General features: G+C 34.5%; 12 protein-coding genes and 1 pseudogene. 4 read left to right on the top strand and 9 right to left on the bottom strand.

Features of this window, described 5'->3' with window-relative positions:
- The first annotated feature begins 153 nt into the window (after window positions 1-153).
- From dapF to N4T20_RS00050, 4 genes are all read left to right on the top strand, one after another.
- Window positions 154-936 carry a diaminopimelate epimerase gene (dapF, locus tag N4T20_RS00065; protein ID WP_260671154.1) on the top strand — a complete coding sequence of 261 codons (783 nt, stop codon included), beginning with the start codon at window positions 154-156 and terminating at the stop codon, window positions 934-936.
- Window positions 937-987: 51 nt separating this feature from the next.
- A complete protein-coding gene (locus N4T20_RS00060) occupies window positions 988-1521 on the top strand; it encodes a GNAT family N-acetyltransferase (protein WP_260671153.1) in 534 nt (177 codons plus the stop codon).
- Window positions 1522-1531: 10 nt separating this feature from the next.
- The gene (gene mltG / locus N4T20_RS00055; protein WP_260671152.1) at window positions 1532-2572 is read left to right on the top strand and encodes an endolytic transglycosylase MltG; all 1041 of its coding nucleotides are present in this window, start codon (window positions 1532-1534) and stop codon (window positions 2570-2572) included.
- A gap of 482 nt (window positions 2573-3054) precedes the next feature.
- A complete protein-coding gene (locus tag N4T20_RS00050; RefSeq protein WP_260671151.1) occupies window positions 3055-3693 on the top strand; it encodes a peptidoglycan-binding protein LysM in 639 nt (212 codons plus the stop codon).
- Between the two features lie 41 nt (window positions 3694-3734).
- On the opposite strand, the gene scpA is transcribed toward N4T20_RS00050, so the two are convergent.
- The 9 genes and pseudogenes from scpA to dnaA all read right to left on the bottom strand — a co-directional run bounded on the left by scpA (window position 3735) and on the right by dnaA (window position 13533).
- Entirely contained in the window at window positions 3735-5867 is a 2133-nt protein-coding gene (gene scpA / locus N4T20_RS00045; RefSeq protein ID WP_260671150.1) for a methylmalonyl-CoA mutase, read from the bottom strand.
- A 44-nt stretch (window positions 5868-5911) separates the two neighbouring features.
- Window positions 5912-7276, bottom strand: coding sequence for a methylmalonyl-CoA mutase subunit beta (locus N4T20_RS00040; protein WP_260671149.1), 1365 nt, complete (start codon window positions 7274-7276; stop codon window positions 5912-5914).
- Between the two features lie 14 nt (window positions 7277-7290).
- Entirely contained in the window at window positions 7291-7623 is a 333-nt protein-coding gene (locus N4T20_RS00035; RefSeq protein WP_260671148.1) for a septum formation initiator family protein, read from the bottom strand.
- 215 nt (window positions 7624-7838) lie between these two features.
- Complete coding sequence (gene udk / locus N4T20_RS00030) at window positions 7839-8447, bottom strand: uridine kinase (RefSeq protein WP_008467967.1); 609 nt, start codon at window positions 8445-8447, stop codon at window positions 7839-7841.
- A gap of 275 nt (window positions 8448-8722) precedes the next feature.
- Window positions 8723-9604 carry an SDR family oxidoreductase gene (locus N4T20_RS00025; RefSeq protein WP_260671147.1) on the bottom strand — a complete coding sequence of 294 codons (882 nt, stop codon included), beginning with the start codon at window positions 9602-9604 and terminating at the stop codon, window positions 8723-8725.
- A gap of 74 nt (window positions 9605-9678) precedes the next feature.
- Window positions 9679-10805 (bottom strand): annotated as a pseudogene (locus tag N4T20_RS00020) (methionine aminotransferase).
- A 50-nt stretch (window positions 10806-10855) separates the two neighbouring features.
- The gene (locus tag N4T20_RS00015) at window positions 10856-11569 is read right to left on the bottom strand and encodes an SAM-dependent methyltransferase (RefSeq protein WP_260671146.1); all 714 of its coding nucleotides are present in this window, start codon (window positions 11567-11569) and stop codon (window positions 10856-10858) included.
- A 60-nt stretch (window positions 11570-11629) separates the two neighbouring features.
- Complete coding sequence (locus N4T20_RS00010) at window positions 11630-12097, bottom strand: low molecular weight protein-tyrosine-phosphatase (RefSeq protein WP_260671145.1); 468 nt, start codon at window positions 12095-12097, stop codon at window positions 11630-11632.
- Window positions 12098-12105: 8 nt separating this feature from the next.
- Complete coding sequence (dnaA, locus tag N4T20_RS00005; protein ID WP_095931847.1) at window positions 12106-13533, bottom strand: chromosomal replication initiator protein DnaA; 1428 nt, start codon at window positions 13531-13533, stop codon at window positions 12106-12108.

The following is a 13533-nucleotide window of genomic DNA, read 5'->3' as shown; positions in this document are numbered from 1 at the left end:
TTGTAATTAAGTTATTAGAATTAAAGTTTCATGTTTTATTTAACGTAAAATTACTTCAAAAAATTATTTGTAAAAACGGTTTAACGCTCTTTAACAATGATTAACATTTCATTAATTAATAGTTCGTACTTTTGCATTTCTAACAACTAAAAAATGCAAATAGAATTTTATAAATACCAAGGTACCGGAAACGATTTTGTAATGATTGACAACCGTACAAATTTCTTTCCAAAAGATGATGTGAAACTTATTGAGCGCCTGTGCGACAGACGTTTCGGGATTGGAGCAGACGGATTGATTTTACTTGAAAATGATACTGAAACTGACTTCAGAATGGTTTACTATAACTCTGATGGAAATCAAAGTTCGATGTGCGGAAACGGCGGCCGCTGTCTTGTTGCTTTTGCTAACCAATTGGGAGTGATTGATGACAAAACTACGTTTATCGCTACTGACGGGTTGCATCACGCGTCTGTGAATGCTGACTCAATTGTTTCTTTGCAAATGATCGATGTTAACGAAATTCAGAAAAAAGATTCTTATACTTTCCTAAATACCGGTTCGCCGCATCATGTTCAAATTGTAGATGATTTGGAACATTATAATGTAAAAGAAAATGGTGCCGCAATTCGTTATGGTGAATTGTATGGAGAAAAGGGAAGCAATGTCAATTTTGTTAAAAAGGTAGATAACGATACTTTTTCTTTAAGAACATATGAGAGGGGAGTTGAAGATGAAACTCTTGCCTGCGGAACTGGAGCCACAGCAGTGGCGATTGCCATGAATGCCATTGGAGAAACAGATAAAACTTCGATAAATTTAAATGTTGAAGGCGGAAAACTAGTTGTTTCTTTTGATAAAGACAATGATGGTTATACAAACGTTTTCTTGACAGGACCTGCAAAATTCGTTTTTAAAGGAACAATTGAGATTTAATGGATAAATTCCAAATTTTTTAAATTCCAAATTCCAATTTAAAATTTTCAGATGATAACATTAAAAGGCGATTCGATTTATTTGCGGGCACTCGAACCTCAAGATTTAGAATTCATTTATTCTATAGAAAATGATGAAAATATCTGGGAAGTAAGCAATACGCAGACTCCATACAGCCGTTTTTTGATTAAGCAATATTTAGAGAATGCCCATCAGGATATTTATGAAGCAAAACAGCTTCGTTTGGCAATCTGTCAAGATGAAGATTTTCCTGCAATTGGGTTGATTGATTTGTTTGATTTTGATCCTAGAAATAATAGGGCAGGAATTGGCATTGTCATTCAGAAAGAAGAAAACCAAGGAAAAAACATTGGTTCTGAGGCTTTAGAGCTTTTAATAAAATATTCTTTTCATAATTTAAACCTGCATCAATTGTATGCAAATATTGGTGTGCAAAATGTAGCGAGTATTGCACTTTTTACTAAATTTGGTTTTAAGAAAATCGGAATAAAGAAAGACTGGATTTTGTATCATAACCACTATCATGATGAAGCAATTTTTCAGCTAATTAATAAACAAATTTAAATTTTAAGCTTTGAGTCTAAAAAAAATAATCACTATAAGTGCTGTAGCCATCATTTCAGTTTTGTTGATTTATGGTTTTATATTAATAAGTAAAATATTTAGTTCTAATACTAAATTTGAAGAAAAAGAAGTGTACGTCTATGTGCCAACAGATGCAAACTATGCTGATGTAAAGAAAATATTGGCGCCTTACGTAAAGAATTTTGACAATTTTGAATTGGTTGCCGAAAAAAGAGACTATCCGCAAAATGTAAAATCGGGTCGTTTTCTTTTAAAGAAAGATATGAATAATATCGATCTAGTGCGAGCAATGCGTTCTAATATTCCGGTTAAGTTGGTTTTTAATAATCAGGAGCGTTTAGAAAATTTTGCTGGAAGAATTGGAAAAGAAATTGAAGCTGATAGTTTATCTCTATTGAAAGCGATTAAAGATTCGACATTCTTAGCAGCAAACGGATTTAATGAAGATAACGTTTTTGCAATGTTTATTCCAAATACTTATGAGATTTATTGGAATACATCGGCAGAAAAGTTCCGTGATAAAATGATAAAAGAATATCATAATTTTTGGACAGCTGATAGAATCGCTAAAGCAAAAGCACAAGGTCTAACACCTGTACAGGCAACAATTCTGGCCTCAATTGTGCACAAAGAATCTGTTAAAAAAGATGAAAGGCCTCGCATTGCCGGAGTTTATTTAAATCGTTTGCGATTAGAAATGCCTTTGCAAGCAGATCCAACAGTTATTTATGCTTTAAAATTAAGAGACAATAATTTTGACCAAGTTATTAAAAGAGTTTTTTACAATGATTTGGTAATGAGGTCTCCTTACAATACTTATGTCAACAAAGGACTTCCCCCTGGACCAATCGCGATGCCTGATATTACAGCATTAGAAGCAGTTTTGAATCCTGAGAAGAACGATTATATTTATTTCTGTGCAAGCGTTGACCGTTTCGGATATCACGAGTTTGCTGCAACACTGGCAGAACACAATGTAAATGCAAAAAAATATTCTGACTGGATCGCAAGTCAGGGAGTAACTAGATAATTTAATTGTCCGTTAAAATATTTATAATCGAAGCCAATATTGCTTCGGTTTTTTTTATTTCTTTTGAAGTAAAATGCTTTTGGAATTGAAAAATTATGAAATTGCTATTTTGTATGTTTTTTGCGTTGAAGTAATAAAAAAATAAACATTTTTTAATGTCAAATTTTATAAAATTCAGAAAGCGGTTTTCAAGATTTGCATAAAAAATGATGATTTTTACATAAGTAAATTCTTTCTTTTTGGTGAAATTTGCTTAAAATTTATATAAAAAACGATTTTTTTTGATCTCAATTTTCGGTTTTGGAGTCGAAAAATAGAAACTCAAAATCTTTCGGAATCCATTACTATAACTGGGATGAAAGCGATTTACGATTTTACGTAAAAAACGCTAATGCCTTGGTTTTAAGCATATTTTTAAAATAGCTTATCTTTGCAGCGTAGAAATTTCAAGAGGGTGACAGCGTCTTGAAGAAAAACAATTTATGATAAAGAAATGGTATTTTTATGCGAGTTTAGTCGTTATTATTACATTTTTAAGTTTGGGATTTATTCCCTCAGAAAAAGAAACCAAACCTTGGTTTTTAATTGAAAAAACAGATGGATCAGAATACATTTTTCCATCAAAAGAAAAGGATGATTATCCAAACACCAACGTCCCATACACAGGAAATCATCTTATAGGATTTAAAGAAGCAGTAGCTTTTAAAGAATCGCAAGGGCAATACAGACTAGTAAATTCCCTTGGTTATATGGGTAAATATCAATTTGGTTCTAAAGCTTTGAGAGCAATTGGAATTAATGATAACAAAGCCTTTTTAAAAGATCCTGCTCTGCAGGAAAAAGCTTTTATGGCTTTATTGGCCAAAAACAAATGGATTTTACGTAACGAAATCGAAAAGTACGAAGGCAAAATCATCAGCGGTATTGAAATTACCGAATCTGGAATTTTAGCCGCAGCGCATTTAGGCGGTGCAGGTTCTGTAAAGAACTTTTTCAAAAATAAAGGAAGCAGACATTTTAGAGATGCTTTCGGAACATCTTTGAAAAGCTATATGAGAGATTTTGCAGGTTACGATCTTTCTTTTATAGAGGCTGATAGTAACGCAACAGTAAACGACTAAATGAAAAAAAGAAAAATCCCTTTTAAAAGGGATTTTTCTTTTTAATCGATTAAAGCTTCTAAGATTTTTATAGCCGCTTCGCTTATTTTAGTTCCAGGTCCAAAAACCGCCGATGCACCCGCATCAAACAGGAATTGATAGTCTTGAGACGGAATAACACCGCCCACAATTACCATAATATCTTCTCGTCCGTGTTTTTTTAATTCTTCAATAACTTGAGGAACCAATGTTTTGTGTCCAGCGGCAAGTGATGAAACTCCCAAGATATGAACATCATTTTCGACAGCTTGTTTTGCCGCTTCTGCCGGAGTTTGAAATAAAGGGCCAATGTCAACGTCAAAACCTACATCTGCATAACCTGTTGCAACTACTTTTGCACCACGGTCATGGCCATCTTGTCCCATTTTAGCAATCATAATTCTAGGGCGTCTTCCTTCTTGTTTTGCAAAAACATCTGCCAGTTGTTTCGCCTTTTCAAAATTCTCGTCATTTTTTATCGCTGCACTATACACTCCGCTAAAAGATTTAATTTGTGCTTTAAAACGGCCAAAAACAGTTTCCAATGCCGTACTGATTTCACCTAATGTAGCTCTGTTTCTAGCGGCTTCAATCGCATTTTCTAATAAGTTTCCTTGCCCAGTTTGCGCACAATGGATTAATTTTTCTAGTGACTTATTTACTTTTTCAGTATCTCGAGTTCGTTTTAATTCTTCAAGACGTTCCACTTGCTGCTTACGAACTAATTGATTGTCTACATCAAGAATATCTAAAGGATCTTCTTTTTCTAAACGGTATTTGTTAACGCCAACAATAATATCTTGTCCGCTGTCAATTCTTGCCTGTTTTCTTGCGGCAGCCTCTTCAATTCGAAGTTTCGGAATTCCTGCTTCAATTGCTTTGGTCATTCCGCCGAGTTCTTCAACTTCCTCTATTAATTTCCAAGTTTTCTCAACAATGTCGTTTGTCAAACTTTCAACATAATAACTTCCTGCCCAAGGATCTACCGTTTTAGTGATTTTAGTTTCCTCTTGAAGAAATATTTGAGTATTTCTGGCAATTCTCGCAGAGAAATCTGTTGGAAGCGCGATAGCCTCGTCTAAAGCGTTTGTATGCAAAGATTGCGTTCCTCCAAAAGCGGCAGCAGCAGCTTCTATGCAAGTTCTGGCAACATTGTTAAACGGATCTTGTTCTGTCAAGCTCCATCCGCTGGTTTGGCAGTGTGTTCTCAGTGCCAATGATTTATCGCTTTTAGGATTAAACTGCTGTAATAATTTTGCCCAAATCATACGGCCGGCCCTCATTTTGGCAATTTCCATAAAATGATTCATTCCGATGGCCCAAAAGAAAGATAGTCTCGGGGCAAAATCATCAATCGTCATTCCTGTTGATAATCCGGTTCTAATGTATTCTAATCCATCGGCCAAAGTATAGGCTAATTCAATATCTGCAGTTGCTCCAGCTTCTTGCATATGGTAGCCAGAAATAGATATCGAATTGAATTTCGGCATTTTTTTGCTCGTAAATTCAAAAATATCTGCGATAATTTTCATTGAAGGAGTTGGAGGGTAGATATAAGTATTTCGTACCATAAACTCCTTTAAAATATCATTTTGAATTGTTCCGGCCAGTTTTTCGGGACTAACGCCTTGCTCTTCTGCGGCAACAACGTAAAAAGCCATAATAGGTAAAACGGCTCCGTTCATTGTCATGGAGACAGACATTTCATCTAACGGAATCTGATCGAAAAGCACTTTCATGTCTTCTACAGAATCAATGGCTACACCTGCTTTTCCAACATCGCCAACAACTCTTTCATGATCTGAATCATAACCGCGATGCGTCGGTAGGTCAAAAGCAATAGATAGCCCTTTTTGACCTGCAGCTAAATTTTTTCTGTAAAATGCATTGCTTTCTTCAGCTGTAGAAAATCCTGCATATTGGCGAATGGTCCACGGGCGTCTGACATACATGGTAGCGTATGGTCCGCGTAAGTTTGGCGCAAAACCAGCTCCGAAATCAAGAAATTCCAACTCTTCGATATCTTTCTCCGAATAGTTTTTTTTGATTTCAATTCCTTCAGCCGTCGTAAAGTTGTCTGTCGAGTTTTGTTCTTGACTTTCAGCTTTCGACTTTTGATTTTGAAGAGTAATATGTTTAAGGTCTTTTCTAATCATTGAGACACTTTTTTTGAATTTTTAATTAATTACGTTTCCAGAGATTATTCCAATTCCAATCTTTTCTGCTCCATTTTCTCTGCCAATCTTTTTTCTATAATTGGAGTAATTAATGTTTTTCTTGGTTTGATTTTCACAAAAGGAAACAATTCTAAATCATGTTTCATTCGGTCTTCTTTGTTCGGGTATTTATTCGTGCCTAACAAAATTTCTTTTTTAGAATCGAATAATTCCTGCTCTTTATTGGCACTTTCTTGAATTTTCTTTTTAATTATGCCATCATTTAAAAGCTTCAAGAAACCGCCGTTTGCTTCAATATCTTTAAATAAAGCCAAGCTTTTTTCTGCCAATTGCATGGTTAAACTTTCGATATAATAACTTCCATCAGCAGGATTGTTTACTTTATCAAAATAACTTTCGTGCTTTAAAATCAAAAGCTGGTTTCTTGAAATTCGATCCCCAAATTCGTTGTCTTTATGGTACAACGCGTCGTAAGGTAAATTGGCAATGGCATCTGCGCCCCCTAAAATTGCAGACATACACTCGGTTGTCGTACGCAGCATATTTACATTGTAATCGTAAATCGTTTTATTGCGTTTTGTTGGGGTTGCCAATATATGACATTTGATTTTCGAATTATACTCCGCAGCGATTAAATCAAAAAGCATTCGAAGGGCGCGAAGTTTAGCAATTTCGAAAAAATAATTTGTTCCGACAGAAACTTCAAAAACTATAAATTTTGTATTATCAGCAAAACGGTTCAAATATTCGTTTGCTTGTGCTAAGCTGTATGCAATTTGCTGTGTGATGTTTGCTCCAGAATTTTGATATAAACCTAAATCTACACTCAATAAATTTAAATTGGCTGTATTTTTAAAAAGTAAAGCTAAGGTTTCAAAATTATTTTTCTCAGAAGTTGTAAACCAATTTCCCTCTCGCGCCAAATGCCCAATTGGATCAAAATTGCAGTAAAAATTAGCTTTTTTCTGGATTGAAATAGTGTCTAATTTTTTAACGAAATCGATTGAGATAAAACTGAAATTAAAGTAAACGGTTTTGTTTTCTAAAGGAAGATTTTCTAGTAGTTTTTGAACATCAATTTTATCATTTTCGATTGTAAAACGAAGGCTTTCTGCACCTCTTTCCAAAGTGTTTAAAGCTCTTTCGATAGATTTTTCTACATCAAAAACAAAGATATTCTGGCAGATTTTAAAATCTGACGCTTGAGTATTTACATCTGCAGCTTTTGTAAACTCGTCGCTGTGGTAAAATGGTTTTACCTGAATATCTTCTGGTGAATTCCAAATAACAGTTTGATTGTAATCGGCTCCATCTAATTCAAACTGAATTTTTTGTTTCCATTGTTTGGATGAAATCGGATTAAAATCGTCGAATAGGTTAGTGGCCATTGTATTTTTTTTGATTATTCTTTTTCTTGGATAGTATCTCCTTCAAATTGTATGATATAAATATCTTCGCTGTCTTTTTTCATGAAATATTTTTCGCGAGCGTATTTTTCAATTTGTTCTGGATTTTTGAGCAGTTTGATCTGCTCCTGATCTTTTTTGATTTCGTCCTGATAATATTTTTTATTATCCTCAAGTTCGTGTATCTGCTCGTCTAAAAAGCGATGGTCAAAATAAGAGTAATTATCTAAAAACAACATCCAAACAATAAAAAACAGCAAAACCCAAACGTATTTGTTTCCAAGGTATTTAAACCATCTTTTGTCTTTGTATGGATTTTTAAATTTCATTTTAACGAATATTTCTTTTGTATTTTAGTGTTGTCTTTAGCCCTGATTACTTTACCGAGTCGTTGTTTTTTATTTGTGTTCAGTGAACTTCGTTTGAGCCGGTATCTCCCGATTTAGAAAACAAAGCTTTTTTGCCGTAGGTTTTCTTTATCGGGAACAAAAGCGAAAGCGGGAACCAGCTCCTAGATTATTATGGTTTAAATTTACGATAAAAATTATGAAATTCTCTGATTAATTACAGCACGAACTACATCAATGGCTACCGTATTGTATTTGTCATTCGGGATAATGATGTCTGCAAAAGCTTTAGATGGTTCTATAAATTGCTCATGCATAGGTTTTAACGTTGTCTGATAGCGGTTTAAAACTTCGTCAATATCACGGCCTCTTTCAGAAATGTCTCTTTTTAAACGACGAATTAATCTTTCATCAGAATCTGCGTGAACAAAAATCTTGATATCGAACATATCGCGCAATTCAGGATTTGTTAAAATTAAGATTCCTTCCACAATCATTACTTTTCTCGGATGTGTCGAAACCGTATCGTCGGTTCTGTTATGCTGAATAAAAGAATATACAGGCTGATCGATAGTCTCACCAGCTTTTAACGCTTTTAAATGTTTTACCAATAATTCAAAATCTATGGCACGAGGGTGATCAAAATTGATTAATGCTCTTTCGTCAAAAGATAAATTATCGGTTTGTTTATAATATGAATCTTGAGAAATTACGCCAACTTCAGTGTCTGGCAATTCGTTCATAATTTGGTGTACTACCGTTGTTTTTCCACTTCCTGTTCCTCCTGCAAGTCCAATAATGAGCATAAAATTTTTGTTAGATATTTGTTTGACAAAATTAATAATTTAACTGAATTCCTAAACATATTATGTGATTTAACCATATAACTAATGTAAGCAAATTTAAGTAGCAGAATATTTAAATAAAACAGTATTTAGCTGAACTAATATTACTTATATGGTTAAAATGATTATTAATTATATGCTAAAAAGTATAAAAAAAATCCCGAAAGTAAACCTTCGGGATTTCGTGCAATCAGTATAGATTAAAAAAATATTCTGAATTTAGTAAGCACTTGTAATTATTTATTCTTTTTTGCTTTAATCATCATTTCAAGCTGATCCCAAAGTTCTTCTGGAATTGCTTCTAGCAAGTTGAATTGTCCAGCGCCTTTTAACCATTCGCCGCCATCAATCGTGATAACATCTCCATTGATGTAAGATGAAAAATCGGAAACTAAATAAGCAGCCAAATTGGCTAATTCCTGATGGTCTCCAACTCTTTTTAGCGGCACTTTTTTAGCCATATCAAATTTTTCTGAAAGGTCGCCAGGCAGTAATCTGTCCCAAGCGCCTTTTGTTGGGAAAGGTCCCGGTGCAATCGCGTTAGAGCGAATTCCGTATTTAGCCCATTCTACGGCAAGACTTCTGGTCATTGCCAAAACTCCCGCTTTTGCCGTAGCACTAGGCACAACATAAGCAGATCCTGTCCAAGCGTAAGTAGTTACTATATTCAAAATCGTTGCCGAAGTCTGTTTGGTGTCGATCCAGTGTTTTCCAAAAGCAAGCGTACAGTTTTTAGAACCTTTAAGCACGATATCTATTACAGTATCAAATGCATTTGCAGATAGTCTTTCTGTTGGAGAAATAAAATTTCCTGCAGCATTATTTAAAAGAACATCAACTTTTCCAAAAACTTTTAAAGTTGCTTGCAGCATATTTTCTACTTCTTCGTAATGGCGAACATCACATTGAAGAGGTAGACATTTACCGCCAGTTTGGCTTTCCAGTTCAGCAGCTGTTGTTTTTAGTTTTTCTAAATCTCTAGAAGTAATCGCTACTTGAGCGCCCAATTCTAAGAAATATTTTGTCATTGCTTTTCCTAAACCGCTTCCGCCCCCAGTAACTACAATAACTTTGCCTTTTAAGGCATCATCGCGTAACATTTTATCTGTATAGCTCATACTTTTCTTTTTTTACAATATTAATTAAAAAAATAGGATGCACGCATAATATTGTTATAAAATTTTAATAAACTTTATATTTCGCACAGTTTTTTTGCTGCTGATTCGAGAGTCAAATTATCTTTTGCAAAGCAGAAACGAATCAATTTCTGGTCTTTATGATCGGAGTAAAATGTTGAAATTGGAATTGCTGCAACGCCATGATCGATGATTAGATTTTTGCAGAAAGAACATCATCTTCATCTGAAATGTTGGCATAAGAAGCAACCTGAAAATAAGTTCCCTCGCAAGGTTTCAATTCAAATCGGCTGTTTTGAAGCAGTTTTTGGAAATAATCACGTTTTTCCTGATAGAATTTTCCGAGTAGATTGACATCAACAACATCTAAATATTCGCTGATGGCAAATTGTGAAATGCTATTTACGCTAAAAACCAAAAACTGATGCACTTTCTTGATTTCTTTCATTAAATATTCTGGCGCAATCGTATAGCCAATTTTCCAGCCTGTTATATGAAATGATTTTCCAAAAGAAGAAACCATTACACAACGGTCTAAAAGGAAATCTTTGGTATGTGCCGAGATATGTTTTTCTTCGAAAGTAATATACTCGTAAACTTCATCGGATAAAATGATAATGTTTGGATATTTTTCAAGAAGATTTTTTAACTGAATAAAATCATTTTCGGTTAAAATTTTCCCCGTCGGATTATGCGGATTATTGATAATCATCAAGCTTGTTTTTTCCGAACAAGCTTTTTCGATTCTTTCCCAATTTGGCGTATAATCGTCATTTAAAGCTACTCGAACGGGTTTTGCTTTACAAAGTAAAACAGGAGATTCGTACGAATCATAGCTCGGGTCGAGAATAACTACTTCGTCATTTTCTTTTACTAAAGCCAAAATTGTGGTGAAAATTCCCTGCGTTGCGCCCGCTGTAACCAAAAGTTCAGTATCTGGATCGATTGTTCTGTTATAAGAATCCTGAGTCAGCTTCGCAATTTTGTTCATCAGGGGCGGATAACCTGCCATTGGTGTGTATTGATGCACATTTTCTTTAGCTAATCGGGCAACAATATCTGTCAGTCTTTCATCTACGGGGAAGTTTGGAAATCCTTGAGAAAGATTTATGGCATTGTATTCGGCTGCCATTTTTGACATTACCGTAAAAATGCTTGTGGTTACTTTTGGGAGTTTGCTCATGGTGAAGTCTGATTAGGGAAACTTTTTGAGATATAATCGTTAGTTTGCCACTACATTTTATGAATAATAAAAATCGCAGGACGTTTATCAATGTCAATTTTTAATTTTTTCCAATCTGAAACTTTCATGGTTTTTATGAATTCTGTTGGCAAAGTAATATCAGCGGCAATGCAAAGATGAGTTGCTGGACTTAAAATCTGCAAAAGGTCTTCAATCAGTTTGTTATTTCTGTACGGAGTTTCAATGAATAGTTGAGATTGGTTTTTATCATAAGATAATTTCTCGAAATGACGAATTGCCGATTTTTTCTCGTCTTTATCAATTGGCAAATAACCATTGAAAGTAAAACTCTGTCCATTCATTCCAGAAGCCATCATGGCCAGTAGGATAGAAGAAGGACCGACTAAAGGCACAACTTGAATTCCTTTTTCATGTGCCAGTTTTACAATTGCAGCACCAGGATCGGCAACTCCAGGGCAGCCGGCTTCGCTCATTAGCCCCATGTTTTTTCCATCCAGCAAAGGTTTGATAAAATCGTTATGTTCGCTGGTTTCTGTTCTTTTGTTTAAAGTAAAAAGCACCAGTTCAGATTGTTTTTTTTCGGGATAAACTGCTTTTATTGATTTTCGGGCTGTTTTATCATTTTCAACAATATAATGGTCGATAACTTCTATCGTTCTTCTAACAGTTTGCGGCAAAACATCCATCGGATCGCTTTCGCCCATTGTAGTTGGAATTAGATATAATTTTCCGAAAGATTTCATGTGCTTTTGTTTAAAATTAAAAAATTCAACTATCTCTTTTTTAGAAACAATTGAATCTGATTAGGAGTGTTTTTTAAGAAGCTGATCTGCAATTAGATCAGTCACTTCGTCTAACATTTTATAAACGTTTTCAAAACCGTTGGCAGAACCGTAATACGGATCAGGAACATCGACGTTTTCGTTTGGGAATAAATCGTTTAAAATTAAACGGACTTTATTTTTATGTTCTGGAGTTTTAGCCAAATGGAGAACATCTCTAAAATTTGAATTATCCATCACGTAGATATAATCAAATTCATCAAAATCAGAGACTTTTATCTGTCTTCCTTTTTGCGAGCTGATATTGATTCCGTATTTTTTGGCAACTTCAATAGAACGTTTGTCAGGACAATGGCCCACGTGCCAAGAACCTGTTCCTGCAGAATCAACTAAAAAAAGATCTTGAGGCAATTTAGAGGCTAAAATTCCTTCCGCTAAAGGAGATCTGCAAATATTCCCTAAACAAACCATTAAGATTTTTACAGGCATGGGGCGTATTAAAGCGTTAGTTTTTTATTGATGTCTTCAACAAACTTTTTAAATTGTTTGTCTGTAGAAACTAAGTTGTCTACTGTTTTGCAAGCATGAAGAACAGTTGCGTGATCGCGATCTCCAATTTGCGAACCAATATTAGCCAAAGAAGCTTTGGTGAATTTTTTAGCAAAGAACATGGCTAATTGTCTTGCTTGCACCACGTGCCTCTTTCGAGTCTTAGATTGAAGTGTTTCAATATCTAATTGGAAATAATCTGAAACGATTTTTTGGATATAATCGATAGAGATTTCTCTTTTAACGTTTTTAACAAATTTCTCTACAACGCTTTTTGCCAGTTCGATCGTAACTTCTTTTTTGTTGAAAGAAGATTGGGCGATTAACGAGATAATTGCGCCTTCCAATTCTCTAACATTTGATTTAATGTTTCGAGCAACATATTCTAAAATATCTTCTGGCATTTCAACACCATCACGATATAAAATATTTTTTAAGATTGAAATACGAGTTTCGTAATCTGGCTGATGCAATTCTGCAGACAATCCCCATTTGAAACGAGACAATAATCTCTGCTCGATATCCTGCATATCAACAGGAGCTTTGTCAGAAGTTAAGATTACTTGTTTTCCGTTTTGGTGCAAATAGTTGAAAATGTGGAAGAATACGTCTTGTGTTCCAGATTTTCCAGATAAGAACTGAACGTCGTCAATAATTAAAACATCGATTAGCTGATAAAAGTGAATAAAATCATTACGATTATTCTTTTTAACAGAATCAATGTATTGCTGTGTAAAAATTTCAGCAGAAATGTATAAAACGGTTTTTTCTGGATATTTGTCTTTTACTTCTACACCTATAGCGTGCGCTAAGTGTGTTTTCCCTAAACCAACTCCTCCAAAAATCAATAAAGGATTAAATGAAGTGCCCCCTGGTTTATTGGCAACCGCCATACCAGCAGAACGGGCTAATCTATTGGAATCTCCTTCTAAGAAATTGTCAAAACTGTAGTTCGGATTTAACTGAGACTCAATTTTTAAATTTCTGATTCCAGGAATTACAAAAGGATTTTTTAGTTCGGGATTTAAGTTTTTAAACGGAGCATCAACCTCTTGCGGTTTCATTGGCACTCTGTTGGCACTTGGCAGCTGCTCGGTAAACGGCTGTTTATTGCCATAAGTGTTCTCCATTTTAATTTTATAGAGTAACTTTGCGTTTTTTCCCAGTTCTTTGGTAAGCGCAACTTTCAATAATTTTACGTAATGCTCTTCGAGCCATTCGTAGAAAAATTTACTTGGAACCTGAATGTATAATGCGTTATCGGTTAGCTCAACTGATTTGATTGGTTCGAACCAAGTTTTATATGCTTGGTCTTGAATATTATCCTTTATAAAGGACAAACAGTTTTCCCATACCGATTGAGCAGTTTTAGTCAT

The sequence above is a fragment of the Flavobacterium sp. TR2 genome, assembly GCF_025252405.1.
Lineage (GTDB): Bacteria > Bacteroidota > Bacteroidia > Flavobacteriales > Flavobacteriaceae > Flavobacterium.
Note: the sequence above shows the minus strand (reverse complement) of the source record. Positions and strands in the feature narration are given on the sequence as shown.

Coding starts and splice junctions, on each gene's coding strand:
- dapF (WP_260671154.1), top strand. CDS start 154: ATGCAAATAGAATTTTATAAATACCAAGGTACCGGAAACGATTTTGTA.
- N4T20_RS00060 (WP_260671153.1), top strand. CDS start 988: ATGATAACATTAAAAGGCGATTCGATTTATTTGCGGGCACTCGAACCT.
- N4T20_RS00050 (WP_260671151.1), top strand. CDS start 3,055: ATGATAAAGAAATGGTATTTTTATGCGAGTTTAGTCGTTATTATTACA.
- scpA (WP_260671150.1), bottom strand. CDS start 5,867: ATGATTAGAAAAGACCTTAAACATATTACTCTTCAAAATCAAAAGTCG.
- N4T20_RS00040 (WP_260671149.1), bottom strand. CDS start 7,276: ATGGCCACTAACCTATTCGACGATTTTAATCCGATTTCATCCAAACAA.
- N4T20_RS00035 (WP_260671148.1), bottom strand. CDS start 7,623: ATGAAATTTAAAAATCCATACAAAGACAAAAGATGGTTTAAATACCTT.
- udk (WP_008467967.1), bottom strand. CDS start 8,447: ATGCTCATTATTGGACTTGCAGGAGGAACAGGAAGTGGAAAAACAACG.
- N4T20_RS00025 (WP_260671147.1), bottom strand. CDS start 9,604: ATGAGCTATACAGATAAAATGTTACGCGATGATGCCTTAAAAGGCAAA.
- N4T20_RS00015 (WP_260671146.1), bottom strand. CDS start 11,569: ATGAAATCTTTCGGAAAATTATATCTAATTCCAACTACAATGGGCGAA.
- N4T20_RS00010 (WP_260671145.1), bottom strand. CDS start 12,097: ATGCCTGTAAAAATCTTAATGGTTTGTTTAGGGAATATTTGCAGATCT.
- dnaA (WP_095931847.1), bottom strand. CDS start 13,533: ATGACTAAAACTGCTCAATCGGTATGGGAAAACTGTTTGTCCTTTATA.